Source organism: Maricaulis maris, assembly GCF_049116555.1.
GTDB classification, from domain to species: domain Bacteria; phylum Pseudomonadota; class Alphaproteobacteria; order Caulobacterales; family Maricaulaceae; genus Maricaulis; species Maricaulis maris_C.
On record NZ_JAGDYT010000001.1, the window covers coordinates 735,379 to 756,377 of the forward strand.

Genomic DNA, 20,999 nt, shown 5'->3' on the forward strand with positions numbered 1-20,999 from the left:
GGCGTCCCAGTGCGGCGGTGGGGGTTCCGAGGACCACCAAGACCTGCCCGATTCAATCCATTTTGCACGCAATTCCAGATGCGTTGCCGCGGCGTCATCGTACCCGAACTGCGTGCCGCAGCACGAACAGATTTCGAATGACGGAAGCTCGCGCTCGTATGGCTCAAATTCCAGCGTGAACTGGCAAACCGGGCATTTCGGCGCGTTGACCACGTGCCCCTAAGCCGCCTTTTTCCCCGCCGCTGCCGGCTGCGGCCGCGTAAACAGCATATCACCCTCGCTCGAACCGTCCGCCTCGAAGCGGTAGCCGCCGAGATCGAACCTCACCAGGTCGGCGGGGTCGGTGATGCGGTTTTCGATCGCCCAGCGGGCCATCATGCCGCGGGCCTTCTTGGCGAAGACCATCAGGGCGCGCAGCTGGCCGTCCTTTTCTTCCTTGAAGGTGGCGGTGATGACGCGGCCCTTGATCGCCTTCTTGTCCACGGCCTTGAAATACTCGTTCGAGGCGAGATTCAGGATGACCGGCTCGGCGCGGTCGGCCTGCAGGCTGTTGAGTTCTTTCGCGATCCTGTCGCCCCAGAAGTCATACAGGTTCTCGCCGCGCCGGGTGTGCAGCTTGCGGCCCATTTCCAGGCGATAGGGGTGGATGCCGTCGAGCGGTTTCAGCGCGCCATACATGCCCGAAAGGATGCGCAGATGATCCTGGGCCCAGTCGAGATCGGTTGCCGAGAGCGTGTGTGCCTCGAGCCCGCGATAGACCTCGCCATTGAAGGCAAAGGCGGCCTGCTTCACGCCGGGCTCGTCGGCATCGAAGGCCTGAAAGCGCTCGCGGTTGAGGCGGGCGAGATCATCATTGATCTTCATCATCGCCTTGATCTTGGGAGTGGTCAGCTGGCGCGTGGTCCTGGACAGGATCCGCGTCTCGTCGATCAGGTCCGGCGTGGTCGCCGGCAGGTCGCGCCCGACGGCGTCGAAATTCATGTTCTTGGCGGGCGAGAGCAGAATCAGCATGGGCAATCTCCTTGTCCCCAAGGATAGGGATGGCCGCGCCTGCTTTCCAGTTGAGGCTGCGGTTTCCCGTGCTGAAATGATTTATGGCGGGGATAGGGGGCGTCTATGTTGGGGCAGTCGGGGCAGACAAAATCAATCCCCTTACCCTCCGCGCCTCCGGCGCAAACCACCCCATAGACCGCTTGCCGCATACGGCCTGCTGGCTGACAAGCGATCTATGGCAAGCCCTGCGCGCGGCGCCCGTCTTCCTGCGCGCTAAACGGCACTAGGCTCCAGTTTCCGTTGCTGCAGATGCACCCAACCTGCCGGAATCTGATGCCGGGCCCTACAGCAAGACCCGCGGATTCAGGATGCCTTTCGGGTCGAGCGCGGTCTTGATCGCCCGCATGACCGCGACATCGACCGGTTTGCGGCTGGCCAGTTCGGCACGCTTCAAAATGCCTATGCCGTGTTCCGCCGAGATCGAGCCGCCAAAGCTGTCGACCAGATCGTAGACGAGGCGTGAGAGCGGGGCGGCCTGGGCGAGGAAGGCGTCATCCGCACCGGCTTCGCGGGCGGCGACGTTGAAATGGACATTGCCATCGCCGACATGGCCGAAAACGATCACCAGGGCGCCGGGAAATTCCGTCTCCACGGCCTCGGTGGCCTTGGCCATGAAGGCCGGCATTTTCGAAACCGGGATCGAGACGTCGTGCTTCACCGCCTTGCCGTGGGCGCGTTCCGCTTCGGCGATGGTTTCGCGCAGGCGCCAGAAATCATGGATCTGGCTGTCATTCTCGGCGATGGCGGCATCGGCGACGAGACCGGCCTCGAAGCCCTGACCCAGGGCGTCTTCCAAAGTCTCTCGCGCGCCATCGGCGCGACCGAAACTCATTTCACAGACCACATACCAGGCGTGCTCACCCTCCAGCGGGTCGCGGGTTCCGGGGACATGGTCCAGCACCATCTCGAGCGCCATGCGGGGCATGAGTTCGAACGCGGTTACAGCGCCGCCGGAGACCTGCTTGGCGAGGCCGAGGAATTTGACCGCATCCTCGGCGCTGTTGAGGCCGCAAAAGGCGACTTCCATCCGCGCCGGGCGCGGGAAGAGTTTGAGTGTGGCGGCGGTAATGATCCCGAGCGTGCCCTCGGCGCCGATCAGCAATTGCTTGAGATCATAGCCGGTATTGTCCTTGCGCAGGCCGGTCAGCCCGGACCAGATCGTGCCGTCGGGCAGGACGGCTTCCAGCCCGAGGACCAGCTCGCGGGTCATGCCATAGCGCAGCACATGCACGCCACCGGCATTGGTCGAGATCAGCCCGCCGATCATCGCCGAGCCTTGCGAGCCCAGCGAGAGCGGGAAGAGGCGGCTGTGGTCGGCAGCCAGGTTTTGCAGGTTTTCCAGTACGCAGCCGGCTTCGACCGTCATCGAGTCATTGTCGACATCGACCTCGCGGACGGCCGTCATGCGCTTGAGGGTCAGCAGGACTTCGCCCATCGGGGTCGCGGCGCCACACAGAGAGGTATTGCCGCCTTGCGGCGTGATGGCCACGCCCGCCTCGTGGCACAGGCGCACGCAGGCGGCGACGTCTTCGGTCGTGGCCGGTTTGAGCAGGATCGGGGTCGCGCCCTGATAGCGACCGCGCCAGTCGGCGACATGTGGCGCCAGCTCATGCGCGTCCCGGGACCAGCCCTTTGGCCCGAGGACTTGTTTGAGCTGGTCGAGAAGGTCGGCTGGCAGCGGCGTGGCAGTCAGGGCATCGGCGGGCATGTCGGTGACGGTCATGGCGGGGTCCGGTCAGGCGTTCGAGGTCAGGCGTTTGGGGGCAGGCGTTTGGGGTCAGATCAGGTCGTCTTTGGGCGCGGCGGCACGTTGCAGCCGGTCATTGATGGCTTCACCCAAGCCCTCATTGGGGATGGGCGCAACCGCAATCCGCGCCGCGCCCCTGGCATCCAGCGCCCGCAGGGCCGCGAACAGGCCGGTTGCGGCCTCGGCCAGATCCCCACCGGGCGACAGATTGAGGTCGCCGGCAATCGCGCCAAAGCCGAGCAGGACTTCGCCGTCTTCCGCCTGGATCGCATTCAGGCGCATGGCGGCATTGGGCGCGTAATGGCTCTTCATCATGCCGGGCGCGAGCAGGGTCTTGTCGGACCCCGGTTCGGCAAGGCGACCGGTGATCGCCTCGATCTGCCGCCGCGCCAGCCCGCCGGGCCGCAGCAGGGTCGGTGTGCCGCCCAACAAGGCGACGACGGTTGATTCCAGTCCGACCGGGCAGGCACCACCATCGAGAATGAGATCGATCCGGTCTCCCAGGCCCTCGGCAACATGCGCGGCGGTGGTCGGGCTGATGGCGCCGGACGGGTTGGCGCTGGGAGCGACCAAGGGCCCGTCAAAGGCGCGGATCAGCGCCTGGGCCGCGGCATGGCGCGGTGCGCGAAGGGCGATCGAGTCGAGTCCGGCATTGGCAATGTCGGCAATCGGCGCGTCCGGGCGTTTCGGCAGGACCAGGGTCAGCGGACCCGGCCAGAAACTCTCGGCCAGCTGATCCGCCATGTCCGGCCAGCCCGCCAGGCGCCAGGCCATGTTCGGACCGGAGACATGGGCGATCAGCGGATTGAAACGGGGCCGGCCCTTGGCGGCATAGAGGCGGGCAACGGCGTCCGCATTGCCGGCATTGGCGGCGAGGCCGTAGACGGTCTCGGTCGGCATGGCCACCAGGCCACCAGCCTTGAGGATGGCGGCGGCCTCTTCGATCACGGCCGGGTCGCTGGCCGGCTTGATCGGGGCAGATGTGACGGATGCGCTCATGGCGATGAGCTAGCGCCTGGCGGGGCAGTCATGCAAGCGCCGGCGGCAAGTTATTCCGCCGCATCGGCTTCGACATGAATGACGAGCGTGACTTCGGCCGCCGCGGAACCCCAGCTCGATCCACCGACCCCGAAATCGGCGCGGGCGATGGTGAAGCGACTGTCAGCGACCGCGCGACCATCGGCAATCTCGAGCGTGAAGGGCATCACCATCTCCTGCTCACTGCCGCGCATGGTCATGATGCCATGGGCTTCATAGCCGGTGTCCGTGGCGCGGATATCTTCGGAGACAAAGCTCGCCGTCTCGTAATCGATCGGGTTGAGGCCGGAATTGGACAGCATGCTGTCATCCATCTGGCGATTGCCGGTCGAACCGCTGGCCGTGGTCACGCTGGCCTCGATCCGCGCTTCATCCAGATGGTCGGGATCAAGGGTGATCGCCGCGGTCCAGGTCTCGAAGGCACCGCTGACGGCCCCGCCGGACACGGTCGTCTCGAAGCCGACGCTGGAGGCGTCATGATCGACCGACCAGTCCTGGGCAATGGCCGGCAGGCTGAGTGCGGCGGCGCTGGCAAGCGCGAGGAGGGCGGTACGCAACATCGGGACTTATCCTTTCAGGAAGGGGATCATGCGGCCGATCAATCCATCCTTGTTGATGAACTGGTGCTTAAGAGCCGCGGCAACATGCAGGCCGAGCAGGCCGAGGATGACCCAGCCGCCGGCGCCGTGCACGCTGCCGGTGACGCTCTGGAAGCCTTCGGTCTGCGGCACCGGCAGCTTGGGCAGGACGAGATCGGGATTGTTGAACAGGAGGGTGGGCGGTTCGGCGGCAGAGGCGGCGACGAGGCCACCGAGCGGCAGGCCGATCATGATCGCATAGAAGGCCCAATGCGTGGCTGTTGCCGCGAGTCTTTCCCAGCTCGCCATGCCCTCGGGCAGGGCAGGGGCGGGATGGGTCAGGCGCCAGGCGAGGCGCCCCACGGACAGGGCCAGGATCAACAGGCCGACCGTCTTGTGCATGTTGTAGGCGAACTGCACCTCGCTGATCGTGACATCACCGCCGGCGAAAAGCGTCTCCTTCAGCTCTTCCATATTCCACGCGTAAAAGACCATTCCAACCAGAAGGACGGCGAGGACCCAATGCAGGGCGATGGCCACTCCGGTGTAACGCTGTGAGTCCGACATCTCAGTCTCCCTCTCTCAGGAATTCCGCTTCAATCAGGATACGCACAGTCGGGCCGACAATGCTGTGTGGCAAATTGCCGACATTGAACGTGTCGCGATCGAGCTCTCCGTCGGCGCTGAAGCCGATTGCGGGGCGACCTTCCAGCGGATTGGTCAACCCGCCATGGAAGGTGACGTCGAGTGTGACCGGCGCGGTGACGCCGTTCAGTGTGAGATTGCCGGTCACCGCGCCCGAGGTCTCACCGGTGAGCCGGATGCTGGTGCTCTCAAACAGGATTTGCGGGCTGCGGTCGGCATGCAGCCACCCCGTGGCGAGGTCGCTGTCGAAGGCGGGATCGCCGGTGGAGATGGAGGCCGCATCGATTGAGGCAGTCAGCTGCGCCGCGTCCGGTCGGGCCGGGTCGAAATCAAGCCGGGCGTCCAGACTGTCGAAGCGGCCCGTATACCAGCTCAGCCCCATATGCCGGACCTGCCAGGTCACGCTCGCATGAGCTGTGTCGAGCGCCCACTCGCCTGCGGGCAGGCGCTGCGGGTCAGTGGTCGGCGTCAGGCAGGCACCCAGGGACAGGCAGCCGGCGAGGGCGAGGAGGCGGAGCAAGGTCATCATGCCTCCATTATATGAGGCGAACCGCCGTCGCGTGAAAGCCACACCTCGCGCCGGGATGGACAAAACACTGTTTCCGGATTCGCTTCACACGATGTTGGAGCTATGTTGCGGCCCACAAGAAATGCCGTTCAGGCAATCCATGAGGAGACCGTCCATGTCCTATCGCGCGCCCGTCGATGAAATGCGTTTCACGCTCGAAGAAGTGGCGGCCGTGGAAGGGCTGAAGGCAACCGGAGCCTTTCCCGATTTCTCCTCTGATCTCACCGGCGCCATCCTGGAGGAAGCCGCCAAGCTCGCCGAAGGCGTGCTGGCGCCGCTCAACAAGGTGGGTGATGCCGAGCATTGCAAGCTGGCCAATGACATGGTGACCACGCCGACCGGCTTCAAGGAAGCCTATGCCCAATTTGTCGAGGGTGGCTGGCAAGGCCTGCAATTCGAGGCCGATCATGGGGGTATGGGCCTGCCCCGTGCGCTCGGCGTCGCCGTGCTGGAGATGATCCAGGGTGCCAATCTCGCATTCGGTCTCGGTCCGATGCTGACCTATGGCGCCATCGAGGCGCTGATCGCGCATGGCACGGATGAGCAGAAGGCGATGTATCTGCCCAAGCTGATCACCGGCGAATGGTCAGGCACGATGAATCTCACCGAACCCTCTGCCGGTTCCGATGTCGGCGCGCTGCGCACAAAGGCCGAGCCCAACCCGGATGGCAGCTGGGCAATTTCCGGCCAGAAAATCTACATCACCTGGGGTGATCATGATTGCGCCGACAATATCATTCACCTCGTTCTGGCGCGCACGCCGGATTCGCCGTCCGGCACCAAGGGCATCTCGCTCTTCATCGTGCCGAAAGTCCTGCCAGACGGCGCGACCAATTCGCTCAAGGCGATCGGTCTGGAGCACAAGCTAGGCATTCATGGCTCGCCGACCTGCACCATGGAATATGCCGGCGCGACCGGCTGGCTGATCGGTGGCGAAAATGCCGGCATGCGCTGCATGTTCACGATGATGAATTCGGCCCGTCTCAATGTTGGCGTTCAGGGCGTCGGCATTGCCGAGCGTGCCTATCAGCAGGCGCTCGCCTATGCGGCGGACCGCAAGCAGGGCAAGGCATTCGACGCGGAGGGCCCGGCCCCGCACGCGATCATTCATCATCCCGATATCAAGCGGACCCTGTCCCTGATGAAGGCCAAGATCGCCGCCTCGCGCGCCATTTGCATTTCCTGCGCGGTATCCGCCGATCTCGCGCATTATTCCGACGACGCCGAAGAAAAGGCCGCCGCCAAGCGCCGCGAGGAATTGCTGACCCCGATCGCCAAGGCCTGGTCGACCGATATCGGGGTTGAGGTCGCCTCGGCCAATATCCAGGTCCATGGCGGAATGGGCTATATCGAGGAAACCGGCGCCGCCCAGCATTTGCGCGATGCCCGCATCACACCGATTTATGAAGGCACGAACGCGATCCAGGCCATCGACCTGGTCGGCCGCAAGCTGTCCATGGCGGATGGCGCGGCCTTCGATGAGCTCTATGCCGATATCGACCAGACCATCGAGAGCTGCCTGACCTCCTCCCACCCGGACCTGCCGCCGCTCGGTGAGCGTCTGCGTGACAGTCTGGAAGCCCTGCAGGAGGCAGCGGATTGGCTGGCCGAGGCCGACATGAAGGACCGTCTGGCTGGTGCCACGCCCTTCCTGACCCTGGCTGGTGAGACGGTTGGCGGATGGCTGTTGTGCGTCGGTGCCGTTTCTGCGCGTCGCCGCCAGAAGGAGAATGTCGGCGATCCGGCTTTCGCCGCCCAGCGCATCGCCCTGGCCAATTTCTTTGCCGAGGCCGTCCTGAGCCTGGCGCCGTCACGCGTCGACGACATCACCATGGGCGCCGACATGATCGACGAGGTCGGTTTCGGGCTTTAGCGGGGCGCTTTTCCGCCCCCCGTCCGGGGGGAGGACGCCGGTTGGCTTGTGTCGCTCAGTGAGCGGAGGCGTCGCCCGACAGATGAAATCGCCGCGGCGATCAGGGCGCTGGCTCAGACCCACATCGCGTCGGCATTGGGGTGGCCACGTCCGTCGAGGAGGCGAACCAGGCCGACCACGCCGCGGATGAGCATCCACACCCAGACCAAGAGCAGCCCGAACAGGCCGAAGGGGGCGAGGATGACGGTCATGATCATCAGCGTACACGCGACAATGCCGACCACGGCGGTCCAGAAGGATTTGATCTGGAAGGTGTAGTGCGACTGCAGCCAGTGTGGTGCCTGTTCGCGCCTTGCATAGGCGATGATCACCGCCAGCAGGCTGGAAATGCCGATGATATTGCCGACCAGGAAGAGCACATAGTTCAGCCCGGCGAACAACTTGTCGTCGCGGTCTGCCGAACGGCTGGAACCGGGCTCGATAATTGTATCTGACATCTGGCAAATCTCCTTACCTGCCAAACATGCCAGAGGCGGAGCGGGCGTCCAAGCGGGACAGCGGGGGACATGATCCCCTGCGACCTTGCGGCCACGCCGACAGCTTAAAATACCGTCATGGACAGGCGGGCTTCTTGGTTGTGGGGACATTTCGACGTATCGAAGACATCAACACTGACAGTCAGGACTTGTTCAGCTCGTGTTAGCCAGAATGCTCGATATCCTGATCCCGGCCCTGCTGATTGGCGGCGGGCTGTTCTATCTCGGCCTGCTGGCTGCGGGATTGCTGGCGGGCTGGCATTTGCCCTATCCGGCCAGCTATTGGTGGCTGGCGGCGACCGGATGTCCGGCGCTCGGACTGGCATTGATGTATTGGCGGGCCCAATCGGCCCCGTCACTCCTGGAGGGGGAAGAGGAATGAGTTTGATCGTCACCATGGCCGACACGGTACCGGGGCGCGAGATTGACCGCGTTGTGGGCGTCGCCCGAGGCAATGTGGTTCGGGCCCGCTTCTTTGGCCGGGATTTCATCGCCGGGCTGCGCAATCTCGTCGGCGGCGAAGTCCCCGAATATACCAATCTCCTGTCCGAATCCCGCGAGCAGGCTCTCGACCGCATGGCCAAGCATGCCGAAGAGCTGGGCGCTGACGCGATCGTGACACTGCGACTCACGACCTCATCGGTCATGGAAGGCGCGGCGGAAATCCTCGCTTATGGAACGGCTGTCAAACTGAAATGAGTCCCTTGATGAAGCGTCTTGCTGGCCGTGCGGCCGACGAAATCCTGGAAACCGGCCGGTTCATTGCCGGTGTTGTTGCTGTCTGGCTTGGTCTGGTGACCTTTGGCTTTGCGGCTTTCCACATTCCGTCCGAGAGCATGCAGCCCTCGCTGGAAGTCGGCGACCGGGTTCTGGTGTCGAAATGGGCCTATGGCTATTCGGTCCATTCGCTGCCGCTCGGGCTGGGTTATGTTCTGCCTGACAGCTGGAATGGCCGACTTGCCTGGTCGCAGCCGCGGCGCGGGGATGTTGTCGTGTTCCGCGACGAGAACCAGTCGCCAGCGCGTAATCTGATCAAGCGGGTCGTCGGCATTGAAGGCGATGTGATCGAAGTGCGCGAAGGCCGTCTCTATATCAATGGCGAGGTCGCGCCTCGCATGCTGGAAGATGTGCGCACCTATCGCGAGGATCGGTCCAGCACGGCGGTCACCGTCAGCCATTACACGGAAATCCTGCCGGGCGATCGTGAGCACCCGATCTATGAGCGCGGCGATAATTACGACCTCGATGATTTCGGGCCGGTCACTGTACGTCCGGGCACTGTCTTCGCCATGGGTGACAATCGCGACGCGTCGCGTGACAGCCGTGCGTCGGGCGGGCCGGGCTTCGTGCCGCTGGAAAATGTTGTCGGCCGGGCCGAGACGGTTCTCTTCACCCTCGAGCGTTGCCGCCGCGAGCAGGGCCTGCATTGCCCGACCGGCCGGGTCTGGCGCGGGCTGTAGCACCGCTCTAGTCTCTCCCCGACACAACAAGATCGGGGAGAGAGCCGCATGAGCCTCAAGGGAAAAACCATATTCATCACCGGCGCGTCTCGCGGTATCGGTCTCGCGATCGGTGAGCGCTGTGCCCGCGACGGGGCCAATATCATCATCGCGGCCAAGTCGGACACGGTGGATCCGCGCCTGGAAGGCACGATCCACACAGCCGCCGCGGCGATCGAGGCGGCGGGCGGCCAGGCGCTGGCCGTCAAGTGTGACATCCGTGACGAGGCCCAGGTTGAAGCCGCGGTCGAGGCCGGGGTCGAGCGCTTTGGCGGTATCGACGCTGTCATCAACAATGCCTCCGCCATCTACCCGCGGCCGACGGCCGATGTGCCGATGAAGCGCTATGACCTGATGCACCAGGTCAATGGTCGCGGCACTTTCCTGACCACGCAGAAATGCCTGCCGCATCTGATGAAGGCGGAAAACCCGCACATCATCGCCCTGGCCCCGCCGCTCGACATGCGCGGCATGTGGTTCGGTCCGCACGTCGCCTATACCTCGGCGAAATATCAGATGAGCCTGTGCATCCTGGGCTGGGGCGAGGAATTCAAGGGCAAGATCGGCGCCAATGCGATCTGGCCGCGGACCGCTGTCGCCACGGCGGCGATCTCCAACGTCCTGGCCGGCGAAGAGGCGATGAAGAGCTGCCGCAAGCCGGAGATCCTGGCGGACACCGCCTATGCCGTCCTCAACAAGCCGGCGGCCGAGTTCACCGGGAATTTCATCATCGATGACAGCTTCCTGTGGGATGAGGGTGAGCGCGATCTCGACAAGTATTCCTACGACCCGTCGATCGAGCTCCTGCCCGACTTTTTCGTGCCGGAAGAACCCGCCGCGCCTCCCGGCGTGAAGATCATGCAGATCCCTGCGGCACACTGATCGGCCTGGCGGCAATCTCCCGGTCGATGCGCGACGCGCATGGCAGGCCGGGTGATTGCCGTATGGCGGGATTTGTCGGAAAGTCCTTCCGATGACCGACACCTTCCTGACCATGGCCTACGCGATCGCGGCCGGATCCATCGGATTCGCGCTTGCGATGGCGGTGACCCATCGGGGTCAGCGGCGTGACCGGACCGTGTTTTTCTGCATGGCCCTGCTCGCGCTTCTGGCCCATGTGCTCGGTCAGCTCCTCGTCGTGTCGGATGCCTATCGGCTCGCGCCGCACCTGGTGGGCGCTGAATTCGTCTTCAAGATGTTGCTGGGCCCATCCGTCTACTTTTTTGCCCGCGCCCTTGTCTCGACCGAGAAACCGGGCTTTGGCGGGCGTGACTGGATGGTGCTGCTCGGCCCGGTCCTGGCCATTCTCGTCACCGTGCCCTTTGCAAGTCTCAGTGCGGAAGAGAAGCTCGCACTGGTGGATCCGGCCACCCGCAATCCGGACCATTTCCGGATTGCCGTTTTTACCTGCACCGCGTCGCTTGTCCTGTTTCTTTCCGTTACCGCGGCCTACCTCGTGACGGCGCTCAGACTGCAGATGCGGCACAGGCAGCGCATGATGGAGCAGTTTGCCAATATCGAACGCCGGTCGCTGGACTGGCTGCGCATGATCCTTCTGGTTTTTGCCGGTGCCTGGCTGTTTTTCGCGATAAAGCAGGTCTTGTGGCTGACCGGTACATCCTTCCCGGTCTTCAACATTCTGCTGGCCTTCACGGAAGCTCTGGCGATCGCCGCCTTCGGCTTTCTGGGCGTTCGGCAGCCTGACCTTCCGTCCCGGGCAGAGCCCAGGGCTGAGGTGGCGGCCCGGCGTCCGATCCTGACGGACCAGCGCATGAGCCGGACCGCGGCGAAGCTGAAACAGGCTCTGCAGACGGACCAACTCTATGCCGACAGCACGTTGTCGCTGCGTACGCTCTCCGACATTACCGGGGTCACCAAGAACCATATTTCCGAGACGCTTTCCCAGCATCTGGGCATCAATTTCTTCGACTTTGTGAACCTGCACCGGGCCGATGAGGCCAAGCGACTATTGAGCGAGACCGAACGCAACACGCTGGAGATAGCCCTGGAGGTCGGGTTCAATTCGCGTTCGACATTCAATGCGGCGTTCAAGAAGCATGTCGGCGCTCCGCCGAGCCAGTATCGCGCAGAGGCGCGCAGTGCGCGCTCGAAGGGCCTGGAAAACGCCGCGCATTGATGCCGCGCGATGTCCGAATGGCCCCATTCGGACGACAGACAGGCTGATTTTCCCCCAAAACCGGGACGCGGGTGTTCACCACCTGCCTGGATCAACGTTTAACCGACGGGGGCGCTCACGCCATGTCTGCATCACAACACTCCGAACACTCCGTTCGCCGCATGGCTCGGTTGGCCGGATTATCCTATCTCTGCTACAGCCTCGCCGGGGTGTACATCACCTTCGGCCCAATCCCCGGGCTCAGTACGTTACTGAGTGGCGAAGCGCCGCCGGCGGGGGACGAATTCCTGTTCCGGACCGGATTTCTGGCTGAAATGGTGATGTATACCTTCGTCGTCGTGTCGGCGGCGGCCATGTATGCCGTCCTCAAGCCGGTCAGCCAGGGGACGGCCCTGGTCGGCGCGTTCTGCCGGCTGATCGAAGGCGCCATGGGCGCGACCTTCATCGTCTTCAAATACGCGGCCTTTGCAGCCGTCATGAACCCCGATCTGAGCCCCGGATTTTCCGGTGAGGAGCGGTCAGCGCTCGTGACGCTCCTGCGCGATGTGTACGGGTCGACGATCTACTTCCTCCTGATCCCGATGGCCGTTGGTGGCGTTCTCTACTTCGCCCTGTTCTTCCGGGCGCGCTTCATCCCGCGATGGCTGGCAGTCTGGGGCATGGTCACCTATCTGGTGATCGGAACGCTCGCCGGCGTGATCGTCCTGTTCCCGTCCGTGCGGGAGCACGTCATGCTGTTCTTCATCCCGGGCAGTCTGTTTGAATGGGTTGCCGCGTTCTGGTTGCTGTTCGCAGGGATCAATACCAAATACTGGTTCGGCCGGTCCAAGACGGCCGCCTAGATCGCCGCTGATCCGGCAAGCCGACGGTCCTGTCATGTCGGTGAACCGCGGCCGCACGTCGCCGCTTCACCGGCCTGCCAGGGCCTTCCGGTCTGGAAAACAGGGCACGCAAACCTCCAATCACAGGGTGTGATTGCCGTCACACCCTGTGTAAGTTCTTGTCAGCACTCACAACTTAGGCGTTGGCTGAATCTGATTCACCACTATTTTCATTCCTGTCAGACCAGACAATGAGGGCGGGATGATGCGGACGCGATCAGGCAGCGGGTGGATCAGCGTGGTGGTGATAGCCGGCGTCGCCATCGGCTTTGCGCTGGCTTGGATCCAGGGCGGGTCTTCCTATAATTTCTGAGCCGGCCAGGTCGGTTCGGTACGTTGGTCCGCCGGCCCCGGTCGGGACTGGAAAGCGCATCGCAATCACCGCAAGGTAGGCGCTATGAAAACCACGATCTTCGACAGCCCCGCCAGCCGCCTTCATGCCGTTCCCGCCGGGCATCCCGAGCATGCCGGTCGCTATGAGGCGGCGCGCGCAGCGCTGATTGCGCTGCCTGGATGCGACTGGATGGACAATTCCGGCCCGGCCGGAATGCCTGATCTGGCACGCTTCCACTCTGCCGCCCATGTCGACCGGGTCCTCAGTGCCAGCGCCGAGGCCGATCCCGGCGAGTGGGTGGCCCTGGATCCCGATACGCTGGTCTGTGATCGCTCTGCGGCGGCGGCCCTTGGTGCCGCTGGGGCGGCGGTTGCAGCCGTTGACGCGGTCATGGCGGAGCAGGGCGGTGCCGGCTTCGTCCTGGCCCGACCACCCGGGCATCATGCCGAACCCGATCGGGCGATGGGGTTTTGCCTTTTCAACACGATCGCCATCGCCGCCACGCATGCGCTGGAGGTGCATGACCTTGAGTCCGTGGCCATCATCGACATCGATGTGCATCACGGCAATGGCACGCAATGCCTGGCCGAGCGCGACCCGCGGGTTTTCTTTGCCTCCCTGCACCAGGCCCCCCTGTATCCGGGGACCGGAGCGGAGAGCGAAACCGGTCTGGGCGGCAATGTACTGAATATGCCGATGCCGACGGATACCACCGGCGCGCAATGGCGGGCCCGCTTCGAAACCCAGCTCATGCCGGCGCTCCAGCGGGTGCGTCCGGAACTGGTCCTGGTCTCGGCCGGATTCGACGCCCATGCGGATGATCCGGTCGGCGGTTGGGGCCTGCGCAGCAATGACTATGCGTGGGCTGCGCGGCAATTGGCTGGGATTGCTCGCGATTTTGCCCATTCCCGGCTTGTTTCCGTGCTGGAGGGTGGCTACGACTGTCCGGCCCTGGGGCGATCGGCGGCGGCTTATGTCGGCGCGCTGTCCGAGGCGTGAACCCTTTTCTGCCAGGCTGCGTCGGGGCGCACCGGCTTGAGGCCTTTTGCCCCGCGCGCGACCGTGACACTGCATGACCGATATCACTCCCGCCACGCCCAAGCGGCCCGGCTCGATTACCATTGCCCGACACGGCCAGCCCCTCGCGAATCGCGAGGCGATGATGGATTGGCGCGGCTATGAGGACTGGTGGGACAATATCTATCAGCCGGCACCGCTGGTTGAAGGACAGCTCGCGCCAGAGCCGCTGAAGGCCCAGGCCGTCGAAGCCCGCACCATCTTCGCCTCCACCCTTCGCCGGGCCATCGAGACCGCCCAGGCTGTCGCGCCGGGACGTGACCTGGTGATCGAGCAGGATTTCGTCGAAGCCGAACTGCCCCCGCCACCCTGGCCGGGTCGCTTCATGGCGAAGACCTGGGGCGTGTTTGCCCGCTGCACCTGGTGGCTGGGCCAGTCTCGTGGCCGGGAGAGCCGCGTCGAGGCCGATGCGCGAGCCGGTCGAGCCGTCGAACGTCTGATCGAGGCGGCCGGAAACGGCCCGGTCGTGTGCTGCGCCCATGGCTGGTTCAACCGCATGATGCGTCCGCATCTCAAGGCCTCCGGCTGGGTCTGTGTTCGCGATGGTGGCGACAGCTACTGGTCCTGGCGTCGCTATGAGTATCGCGGCAACTGACGGTCGTCTGACTGAACGGGCGATTGCCGCGCCGGACCGGGCTTTCTATGGTGATCGCGAATATCGACCCCGAGCCATGACGGAGAGACAGGATGGCGTCCGAGCCGCATGCCGACATTGCGACCCTGAGCTTTGAAAAAGCGCTCGCCGAGCTGGAAGGCATCGTCCGCCAGCTTGAATCCGGAGAGGTCGAGCTCGAACGTTCGATCGAGATCTATGAGCGCGGCGCAGCCCTGCGTGCGCATTGCGACAGCAAGCTGCAGGCTGCCGAGCTGAAGGTCGAGAAGATCGTCCGCGGCGAAGACGGTCAGCCGGCAACCGAACCGGCCGGGCTCGACTAGGCATGGCGGACAACGCGCCCGGACTGGCCTCCATCGAGGATTTCCTCAAGCTGGATATCCGGATCGGCACGGTCGTGCGGGCCGAACCCTTTCCGCAAGCCCGCAAGCCGGCCATCCGTCTGTGGATCGATTTCGGGGCCGAGCTGGGTGAGAAGACCTCCTCGGCCCAGATCACCGCGCATTATGAGCCGGACGCGCTGGTCGGACGGCAGGTCCTGGCGGTGGTGAATTTTCCGCCGCGCCAGATTGGTCCGATGCGCTCGGAAGTGCTGACACTCGGCGTTTCTGATGGCACAGGAGAGATCGTGCTCATGGCGCCGGACCAGTCCGTGCCCGATGGCGCACGATTGCACTAGACGAACAGGCTCGGCGCCCGGCATCACCCGGTCGCAAGCGGAGTGGAGCAGGCAGGTCGATGGACAATTTCGAACAGCGACTCAATGAGCATGCCGACCGCGTTACGGTCGCGCTCGATGCGCTGCTGCCTCGCGCCGAGGGCCCCGAAGCCCATCTCAATTCTGCCATGCGTTATGCCGCGCTCGGTCCGGGGAAGCGTCTGCGTCCCTTTCTGGTGATCGAGGCGGGGCATCTCATCCATGCCGAGGAGCGCGGCATTCTGCGCGCCGCGTGCGCGCTGGAATGCATTCACGCCTATTCGCTCATCCATGATGATCTGCCCTGCATGGATGATGATGACATGCGCCGCGGTCGTCCCACCGTGCACAAGGCCTATGATGAGGCCACCGCCGTACTCGCCGGTGACGGACTGCAATCGATCGCGTTCGAGATTCTCGCCCACCCGGACACCCATCAGCGCGGCGGGGTGCGCGCGCGCCTGGTCGAACGCCTGTCCCGGGCCTCCGGGCCCTATGGCATGGTCGGCGGGCAGATGATCGATATTCGGGCCGAGACCGAGCAGTTTGACATTTCCGTGGTCACCCGCATGCACCGGATGAAGACGGGCGCGCTGATTTCCTACGCGGTCGAGAGCGCCACCATCCTCAAGGATGTCGAGGAGAGTGTGCGCCGGGCGCTTGAAGGGTTTGCCCATGATCTCGGCTTGGCCTATCAGATAACCGATGATCTCCTGGATGCCACGGGCGATGCGGGCGAAGCGGGCAAGGCGGTCGGCAAGGATGCCGGTCAAGGAAAAGCCACCTTCGTCACCATTCTGGGAGTGGAAGGCGCGCGCGACCGTTCGCGGCACTTGGCCGCACAGGCCAAGGAACACCTTGAACCTTTTGGTGCGCGAGCAGATGTTTTGAGAGAGGCCGTGGATTTCATCCTCGCGCGGCGCTCGTGAAAGGCCAGATGCCCATGGCACTGAAGACCCCGATCCTCGACACCGTCAACGCGCCGGCAGATCTCAAGAATCTGCCGCTCGACCGGCTCAAGATGCTGGCCGATGAAGTGCGCGCGGAAACGATTGATGCCGTCTCGGTAACGGGCGGTCATTTGGGAGCCGGGCTTGGCGTGGTCGAGCTGACCACGGCCCTGCACCACGTCTTTGATACGCCGACCGATACGTTGATCTGGGATGTCGGCCACCAATGCTATCCGCACAAGATCCTGACCGGGCGCCGCGACCGCATCCGCACCCTGCGCCAGCCGGGTGGGCTGTCCGGCTTCACCAAACGGTCGGAGAGCGCGTACGACCCGTTCGGTGCGGCCCATGCCTCGACCTCGATCTCGGCCGCCCTTGGTTTCGCGGTCGGTCGTGATCTCAAGGCAGAGGATCGCAATGTCATCGCGGTGATCGGTGACGGCTCGATGTCGGCTGGCATGGCTTATGAGGCAATGAATAATGCCGGCCATATCGGTGGCCGCCTGATCGTCATCCTGAACGATAATGACATGTCCATCGCTCCGCCGGTCGGCGCGATGAGCCATTATTTTGCCCGCCTGGTCTCTTCGCAGGGCTATCGCTCCATCCGCAAGCTCGGCAAGGGCGTCGCCAAGGCGTTGCGCGTTGAGGAAGCGGCCCGCCGGGCCGAGGAATACATGCGTGGCATGGCCATGGGCGGCACGCTGTTCGAGGAAATGGGCTTTCGCTATGTCGGCCCGATCGACGGTCATGATCTCGACCAGCTTGTCCCCGTCCTGCGCAATGTGCGCGACGGCGACAACGGCCCGGTCCTGATCCATGTCGTGACCCAGAAAGGCAAGGGCTACGCCCCGGCCGAGGCGGCCGACGACAAGTATCACGGCGTCGCCAAGTTCGATGTGATCACCGGCGAGCAACAGAAATCAAAGGCCGCCGCGCCGTCCTATACCAAGGTCTTTGCCCAGCAGCTCATCCGTGAGGCGGAGGCCGATGACCGTGTGGTCGGCGTGACGGCCGCGATGCCGGGCGGTACCGGGCTCGACCTGTTCGGGGACCGCTTCCCGGATCGCATGTTCGATGTCGGCATCGCCGAACAGCATGCGGTGACGTTCGCTGCCGGTCTCGCCGCCGACGGCATGAAACCCTTTGCGGCGATCTACTCCACCTTCCTGCAGCGTGGCTATGACCAGGTCGTCCATGATGTGGCGATCCAGAAACTGCCCGTGCGCTTTGCCATCGACCGTGCCGGCCTCGTGGGCGCCGACGGCGCCACCCATGCCGGCAGTTTCGATGTCGGCTATCTTGGCGCCCTGCCGGGCCTGGTGGTGATGGCCGCCGCCGACGAGCTTGAACTCTCGCGCATGGTCAAGACGGCCGCGCTGATCGACGATGCCCCGTCCGCTTTCCGCTATCCGCGCGGCAATGGCACCGGCGTCGACATGCCGGATGTGATCGACGCGCTGGAGATCGGCAAGGGCCGCATCGTTCGTGAGGGCTCGCGCATCGCCATTCTCTCACTCGGTACCCGCCTGGAGGAAAGCCTCAAGGCCGCCGACGCGCTCGCTATCCAGGGCTTCTCGACCACGGTCGCCGATGCCCGCTTCGCCAAACCGCTCGATGAGGACCTCATCCTGCGCCTGGCGCGCGAGCATGAAGTCCTGATCACGGTGGAAGAAGGCGCAAGGGGTGGTTTCGGCGCCTTCGTCCTGCACATGCTGGCCGACAAGGGCGCCCTCGACCGCGGCCTCCGCGTGCGCACCATGACCCTGCCGGATATCTTCCAGGACCAGGAAGCGCCTTTCGACATGTATGACACCGCCGGCCTCAACGCCCGCCACATCGCCGCCAAGGCGCTGGAAGCCATGGGCAAGGATGATGCGGCGGCCGAGCGTGTGGCTGCGGCGCTGATCGCGGGTTAGGGGCGGGCGGCGGCCGCTGTACTCTGGCCTGGAATCCGGACGGGTCAGGTTTTCACCGACGCTAATTTGTTCGGGGAAGGTGTTGCAGGGCGAGTGATATCTCGACCTATCAAGATGTCCGGTGATTCATCGATGGTGGAAGCGACCGCTGTATGGCGGGGTGTGCGCCCATGCGCCTTGTTTCCAAGATAGTGATCCACACCCCTGCCGTCATCCTCCGGGGACCGCGAAGCGGGCATCCGGGGGACCCTGGCCAACCGGCTGGCAGGTGCGTTGAGGTCCCCCGGGCAAGCCGTGGGATGACGACGGTTGGATGGCATCGGGAGATAACAGGACCGGGCTTTGGCTCCTGGCCTCCCACCTGCGCGACCGTCTGGCCCATTTTGCGGCCCCCGCTAAACTGTCCTCCCATCCAACGCCACCCGCTGGAAACTCTTTATGCGCGCCGACCTCTACCTCGTCGAACACGGTCATTTCGACACCCGCGCACGGGCGCAGGCGGCGATTGCGGCGGGGAAGGTGTCCGCCAATGGGGTGACGGTTGCCAAGCCCTCACAGAAGATTGCGGACGGGGCGGAGATTGTCGCTGAAGCAGCCCATCCCTGGGTGTCACGATCGGCATTGAAACTGGTGGCGGGGCTGGACGGGTTCGGGATTGATCCGGCGGGTCGGGTCTGCCTTGACGTGGGATCCTCGACCGGTGGCTTCACCGAAGTCCTGCTGTCACGCGGGGCGCGGCATGTCTATGCGGTGGATGTCGGGCGAGACCAGCTCCACCCCTCGCTTCAGGCGGACCGGCGGGTCACCTCGTTGGAGGCGACCGATGCCAGGTCATTGGCGGCAGAGATGTTTTCCGAACCGCCCTCACTGGTGGTCTGCGATGCCAGCTTCATCTCGCTGCTCAAGGTGATCGAGCGGCCCCTGGCGCTGAGCGCTGCGACCGCTGATCTGATTGCGCTCATCAAACCCCAGTTCGAGGTCGGCAGGGCTTTGATTGGCAAGGGAGGCCTGGTGAAAAGCGAGACGGCGCGCAATGACGCGGTCGCGGCTGTTCGGGCTGGCCTCGAAGGGCTGGAAAGCGTTTTGGTGCGCGCGGTCATGGACAGTCCGATAGAGGGCGGTGACGGCAATAAGGAATACCTTATGGCCGCCACCCGCCGTGTTCAAACCTGAATAGCTGCACAGGCGCCTTACTGACCGTAGGTGTCGGCCGGACGCCAGATCCCGTCATTGCCCTGGCACATATAGACCTGGTCGGTGACGGTCTGGCCATAGGCATCCATGCGACGCGTCTGGGACCAGTGACAGGTGCCGGTTGCGCTGTTGGTGGCGTAGGAGCCGGCATTGTAGACGCGCGCCGGCTCCGCACGGTCGGCGCCGCCGAGAAGGGTGCCGGATGATGCGTAGGCCTGATTGTCGGCATAACCATCATCATAATAGTTGTCTTCATAGTAGCGATTATCGCCGTAGCCAGCCTGGTAGCTGTCCTCGTAATAGCCGTCATTGCCGTAGGCTTGGTCGCCGTAGCGGGCATCCGAGTAGCGCGCCCCCGGCTTGTCGCCGTAATAGGGCTGCTGGTGATTGACCCGGCCGCGATTATTGCAGTCATCGCCACCGGCAATTCCGGCGCCGATCACGGCCCCGACTCCGGCGCCGGCGATAGTGCCGACTTCCTCGGCATTGCCGCGATCACGGTGCTGGTAGCGATGGCCACGGCCACGACCCCACGAGCCGTGATTTCCTCGGCCGCGACCCCAATGGCTGTCCCGACTGTGGCGGTTGTTATTGCTGTCATCGGCGAGCTCATTGCCGATCACGGCGCCAAGGATGCCACCAATGATCGCGCCGGCGACCTGACGGTCCTGGCGGGCCGATTCACAATCCTGGTAAGTCTGGGCCTGGGCCATGGATGGCAGGGTGACGGCGAGCGCCGTAGCGGCCAGAAGCGTGGGGGTCAGCAATTTCATCTCTACCTCCATTAAGGGTCGGTCCGACGCGTTTCGCCGGTGTTGATCCTGTTCTAGCGCGCCGTCGATGAGCCGCGGATGAACGGCTCGATGAACGTTACGCAAGAAAAAGGCCGACCCGGTGAAGGTCGGCCTCTCTCCGTCGCAATCCCACATACACAGGACTGTCTGTCCCCGGAGCGCGTTACTGGATGCGGGCGACCTGCCAGTCGCCATAACCGTCACGGCACATGCGCACGCGGTCATAGCTATAGGTCCCGTCCGGCATGTAGACCTCAGCATCACCCCAGCGGCATTCAGCACTGGCAGTGTAATAGGTCTCGCGGATGACGATTGAACCACGCACGCCGGAATACGGATTGCCCCAATAATAAGGCTGGCCGTATTCGAAGGCGTAATTCATGGCGTAGTGGTATTGCGCCCGGTCGCAATTATCCATCCGACCCAGGCTGTCGCCTAGCACGGCACCGAATCCGGCACCGATCAGGATGCCCGCACCGACATTGTCATCGCTAGCGGCTACGCCGCCGACGAGAGCCCCGAGCAGGGCGCCGACAATGGCGCCGTCGCCATTGCTGTTATAGCGGCAGATCCCGTCATAATAGGCGAATTGTCGGTTGGAATAGCCGTAGTCGTAATAGCGCGTGTGATAGCGCCAGCGGCTGGAAGGGCCCCAGCGACCGTAATAGCGCGCGCTGGTCCAGCCGTGATTCATGTGGCGAACCCAACGGCGATGCGATGAGTGTCGGTTCTGGTCACGATAGAAACTGTGTCGGCGCTGGGCATAGTCCCAGCGGCGCGGATTATGGCCGGCGAAGGGGCGGCTCGGGAAACCGGGACGGTGCAGGCCCGGCCTGCCGGATCCCGGATTATGCGTGCCGGGGCGT

Annotated in this window: 22 protein-coding genes and 1 pseudogene; 14 read left to right on the plus strand and 9 right to left on the minus strand. The window is 64.0% G+C overall.

All coding sequences use genetic code 11. The features are described 5' to 3' along the window. Window positions 1–219 precede the first annotated feature (219 nt). From yaaA to JXQ94_RS03510, 6 genes are all read right to left on the minus strand, one after another. Window positions 220–1,011 carry a peroxide stress protein YaaA gene (gene yaaA, locus JXQ94_RS03485; protein ID WP_421922429.1) on the minus strand — a complete coding sequence of 264 codons (792 nt, stop codon included), beginning with the start codon at window positions 1,009–1,011 and terminating at the stop codon, window positions 220–222. A 325-nt stretch (window positions 1,012–1,336) separates the two neighbouring features. Further along, the gene (locus tag JXQ94_RS03490) at window positions 1,337–2,776 is read right to left on the minus strand and encodes an FAD-binding oxidoreductase (protein WP_421922430.1); all 1,440 of its coding nucleotides are present in this window, start codon (window positions 2,774–2,776) and stop codon (window positions 1,337–1,339) included. A 54-nt stretch (window positions 2,777–2,830) separates the two neighbouring features. Next, window positions 2,831–3,799 (minus strand): L-threonylcarbamoyladenylate synthase, encoded by a 969-nt coding sequence (locus JXQ94_RS03495; protein ID WP_421922431.1) that lies wholly within the window; start codon window positions 3,797–3,799, stop codon window positions 2,831–2,833. A gap of 50 nt (window positions 3,800–3,849) precedes the next feature. Next, entirely contained in the window at window positions 3,850–4,398 is a 549-nt protein-coding gene (locus tag JXQ94_RS03500; RefSeq protein ID WP_421922432.1) for a YceI family protein, read from the minus strand. Window positions 4,399–4,404: 6 nt separating this feature from the next. Next, entirely contained in the window at window positions 4,405–4,983 is a 579-nt protein-coding gene (locus JXQ94_RS03505) for a cytochrome b (RefSeq protein ID WP_421922433.1), read from the minus strand. Between the two features lies 1 nt (window position 4,984). Continuing rightward, complete coding sequence (locus JXQ94_RS03510) at window positions 4,985–5,590, minus strand: YceI family protein (protein ID WP_421922434.1); 606 nt, start codon at window positions 5,588–5,590, stop codon at window positions 4,985–4,987. Window positions 5,591–5,744: 154 nt separating this feature from the next. On the opposite strand from JXQ94_RS03510, the gene JXQ94_RS03515 reads away from it, so the two are divergent. Further along, window positions 5,745–7,502, plus strand: a complete 1,758-nt coding sequence (locus tag JXQ94_RS03515; RefSeq protein ID WP_421922435.1) for an acyl-CoA dehydrogenase — start codon at window positions 5,745–5,747, stop codon at window positions 7,500–7,502. Window positions 7,503–7,615: 113 nt separating this feature from the next. Here the strand turns inward: JXQ94_RS03515 and JXQ94_RS03520 are convergent, their stop codons facing one another. Beyond that, window positions 7,616–7,999, minus strand: a complete 384-nt coding sequence (locus tag JXQ94_RS03520; RefSeq protein ID WP_421922436.1) for a DUF4870 family protein — start codon at window positions 7,997–7,999, stop codon at window positions 7,616–7,618. Between the two features lie 199 nt (window positions 8,000–8,198). Here JXQ94_RS03520 and JXQ94_RS03525 point away from each other — a divergent pair, with 199 nt between their 5' ends. The 13 genes from JXQ94_RS03525 (at window position 8,199) to JXQ94_RS03585 (ending at window position 19,318) form a co-directional block, all read left to right on the plus strand. Continuing rightward, entirely contained in the window at window positions 8,199–8,420 is a 222-nt protein-coding gene (locus JXQ94_RS03525; RefSeq protein WP_421922437.1) for a hypothetical protein, read from the plus strand. Beyond that, window positions 8,417–8,737 carry a YbjQ family protein gene (locus JXQ94_RS03530; protein ID WP_295696298.1) on the plus strand — a complete coding sequence of 107 codons (321 nt, stop codon included), beginning with the start codon at window positions 8,417–8,419 and terminating at the stop codon, window positions 8,735–8,737. The genes JXQ94_RS03525 and JXQ94_RS03530 overlap by 4 nt, the downstream gene beginning before the upstream one ends. An 8-nt stretch (window positions 8,738–8,745) precedes the next feature. After that, window positions 8,746–9,498, plus strand: a complete 753-nt coding sequence (gene lepB, locus JXQ94_RS03535; RefSeq protein WP_295696296.1) for a signal peptidase I — start codon at window positions 8,746–8,748, stop codon at window positions 9,496–9,498. Window positions 9,499–9,546: 48 nt separating this feature from the next. Beyond that, on the plus strand, window positions 9,547–10,419 hold the full coding sequence (locus JXQ94_RS03540) for an SDR family oxidoreductase (RefSeq protein ID WP_421922438.1): 873 nt from the start codon (window positions 9,547–9,549) through the stop codon (window positions 10,417–10,419). A gap of 91 nt (window positions 10,420–10,510) precedes the next feature. Further along, window positions 10,511–11,674, plus strand: coding sequence for a helix-turn-helix domain-containing protein (locus tag JXQ94_RS03545; protein ID WP_421922439.1), 1,164 nt, complete (start codon window positions 10,511–10,513; stop codon window positions 11,672–11,674). A 122-nt stretch (window positions 11,675–11,796) separates the two neighbouring features. Further along, on the plus strand, window positions 11,797–12,516 hold the full coding sequence (locus JXQ94_RS03550) for a DUF4386 domain-containing protein (protein WP_421922440.1): 720 nt from the start codon (window positions 11,797–11,799) through the stop codon (window positions 12,514–12,516). 436 nt (window positions 12,517–12,952) lie between these two features. Further along, on the plus strand, window positions 12,953–13,888 hold the full coding sequence (locus JXQ94_RS03555) for a histone deacetylase family protein (RefSeq protein WP_421922441.1): 936 nt from the start codon (window positions 12,953–12,955) through the stop codon (window positions 13,886–13,888). A 73-nt stretch (window positions 13,889–13,961) separates the two neighbouring features. Continuing rightward, the gene (locus tag JXQ94_RS03560) at window positions 13,962–14,561 is read left to right on the plus strand and encodes a histidine phosphatase family protein (protein ID WP_421922442.1); all 600 of its coding nucleotides are present in this window, start codon (window positions 13,962–13,964) and stop codon (window positions 14,559–14,561) included. Window positions 14,562–14,653: 92 nt separating this feature from the next. Beyond that, on the plus strand, window positions 14,654–14,902 hold the full coding sequence (locus JXQ94_RS03565; protein WP_295696369.1) for an exodeoxyribonuclease VII small subunit: 249 nt from the start codon (window positions 14,654–14,656) through the stop codon (window positions 14,900–14,902). 2 nt (window positions 14,903–14,904) lie between these two features. Then, a complete protein-coding gene (locus tag JXQ94_RS03570; RefSeq protein ID WP_421922443.1) occupies window positions 14,905–15,258 on the plus strand; it encodes a tRNA-binding protein in 354 nt (117 codons plus the stop codon). 59 nt (window positions 15,259–15,317) lie between these two features. Beyond that, a complete protein-coding gene (locus tag JXQ94_RS03575) occupies window positions 15,318–16,205 on the plus strand; it encodes a polyprenyl synthetase family protein (RefSeq protein ID WP_421922444.1) in 888 nt (295 codons plus the stop codon). A gap of 14 nt (window positions 16,206–16,219) precedes the next feature. Further along, window positions 16,220–18,145, plus strand: coding sequence for a 1-deoxy-D-xylulose-5-phosphate synthase (gene dxs / locus JXQ94_RS03580; RefSeq protein WP_421922445.1), 1,926 nt, complete (start codon window positions 16,220–16,222; stop codon window positions 18,143–18,145). A gap of 438 nt (window positions 18,146–18,583) precedes the next feature. Next, complete coding sequence (locus JXQ94_RS03585; RefSeq protein ID WP_421922446.1) at window positions 18,584–19,318, plus strand: TlyA family RNA methyltransferase; 735 nt, start codon at window positions 18,584–18,586, stop codon at window positions 19,316–19,318. Between the two features lie 17 nt (window positions 19,319–19,335). Here the strand turns inward: JXQ94_RS03585 and JXQ94_RS03590 are convergent, their stop codons facing one another. Then, window positions 19,336–20,112 (minus strand): hypothetical protein, encoded by a 777-nt coding sequence (locus JXQ94_RS03590; protein ID WP_421922447.1) that lies wholly within the window; start codon window positions 20,110–20,112, stop codon window positions 19,336–19,338. Between the two features lie 184 nt (window positions 20,113–20,296). Then, window positions 20,297–20,999 (minus strand): annotated as a pseudogene (locus JXQ94_RS03595) (hypothetical protein); the annotation flags it as partial.

Excerpts from the sequence above, each read along its gene's own strand:
- JXQ94_RS03550 (WP_421922440.1), top strand. The coding sequence starts at position 11,797 with ATGTCTGCATCACAACACTCCGAACACTCCGTTCGCCGCATGGCTCGG.
- JXQ94_RS03490 (WP_421922430.1), bottom strand. The coding sequence starts at position 2,776 with ATGACCGTCACCGACATGCCCGCCGATGCCCTGACTGCCACGCCGCTG.
- JXQ94_RS03510 (WP_421922434.1), bottom strand. The coding sequence starts at position 5,590 with ATGATGACCTTGCTCCGCCTCCTCGCCCTCGCCGGCTGCCTGTCCCTG.
- JXQ94_RS03575 (WP_421922444.1), top strand. The coding sequence starts at position 15,318 with ATGGACAATTTCGAACAGCGACTCAATGAGCATGCCGACCGCGTTACG.
- yaaA (WP_421922429.1), bottom strand. The coding sequence starts at position 1,011 with ATGCTGATTCTGCTCTCGCCCGCCAAGAACATGAATTTCGACGCCGTC.
- JXQ94_RS03540 (WP_421922438.1), top strand. The coding sequence starts at position 9,547 with ATGAGCCTCAAGGGAAAAACCATATTCATCACCGGCGCGTCTCGCGGT.
- JXQ94_RS03495 (WP_421922431.1), bottom strand. The coding sequence starts at position 3,799 with ATGAGCGCATCCGTCACATCTGCCCCGATCAAGCCGGCCAGCGACCCG.
- JXQ94_RS03555 (WP_421922441.1), top strand. The coding sequence starts at position 12,953 with ATGAAAACCACGATCTTCGACAGCCCCGCCAGCCGCCTTCATGCCGTT.
- JXQ94_RS03530 (WP_295696298.1), top strand. The coding sequence starts at position 8,417 with ATGAGTTTGATCGTCACCATGGCCGACACGGTACCGGGGCGCGAGATT.
- dxs (WP_421922445.1), top strand. The coding sequence starts at position 16,220 with ATGGCACTGAAGACCCCGATCCTCGACACCGTCAACGCGCCGGCAGAT.
- JXQ94_RS03570 (WP_421922443.1), top strand. The coding sequence starts at position 14,905 with ATGGCGGACAACGCGCCCGGACTGGCCTCCATCGAGGATTTCCTCAAG.
- JXQ94_RS03520 (WP_421922436.1), bottom strand. The coding sequence starts at position 7,999 with ATGTCAGATACAATTATCGAGCCCGGTTCCAGCCGTTCGGCAGACCGC.
- JXQ94_RS03565 (WP_295696369.1), top strand. The coding sequence starts at position 14,654 with ATGGCGTCCGAGCCGCATGCCGACATTGCGACCCTGAGCTTTGAAAAA.
- JXQ94_RS03590 (WP_421922447.1), bottom strand. The coding sequence starts at position 20,112 with ATGAAATTGCTGACCCCCACGCTTCTGGCCGCTACGGCGCTCGCCGTC.
- JXQ94_RS03585 (WP_421922446.1), top strand. The coding sequence starts at position 18,584 with ATGCGCGCCGACCTCTACCTCGTCGAACACGGTCATTTCGACACCCGC.
- JXQ94_RS03545 (WP_421922439.1), top strand. The coding sequence starts at position 10,511 with ATGACCGACACCTTCCTGACCATGGCCTACGCGATCGCGGCCGGATCC.
- JXQ94_RS03560 (WP_421922442.1), top strand. The coding sequence starts at position 13,962 with ATGACCGATATCACTCCCGCCACGCCCAAGCGGCCCGGCTCGATTACC.
- JXQ94_RS03505 (WP_421922433.1), bottom strand. The coding sequence starts at position 4,983 with ATGTCGGACTCACAGCGTTACACCGGAGTGGCCATCGCCCTGCATTGG.
- JXQ94_RS03515 (WP_421922435.1), top strand. The coding sequence starts at position 5,745 with ATGTCCTATCGCGCGCCCGTCGATGAAATGCGTTTCACGCTCGAAGAA.
- lepB (WP_295696296.1), top strand. The coding sequence starts at position 8,746 with ATGAAGCGTCTTGCTGGCCGTGCGGCCGACGAAATCCTGGAAACCGGC.
- JXQ94_RS03500 (WP_421922432.1), bottom strand. The coding sequence starts at position 4,398 with ATGTTGCGTACCGCCCTCCTCGCGCTTGCCAGCGCCGCCGCACTCAGC.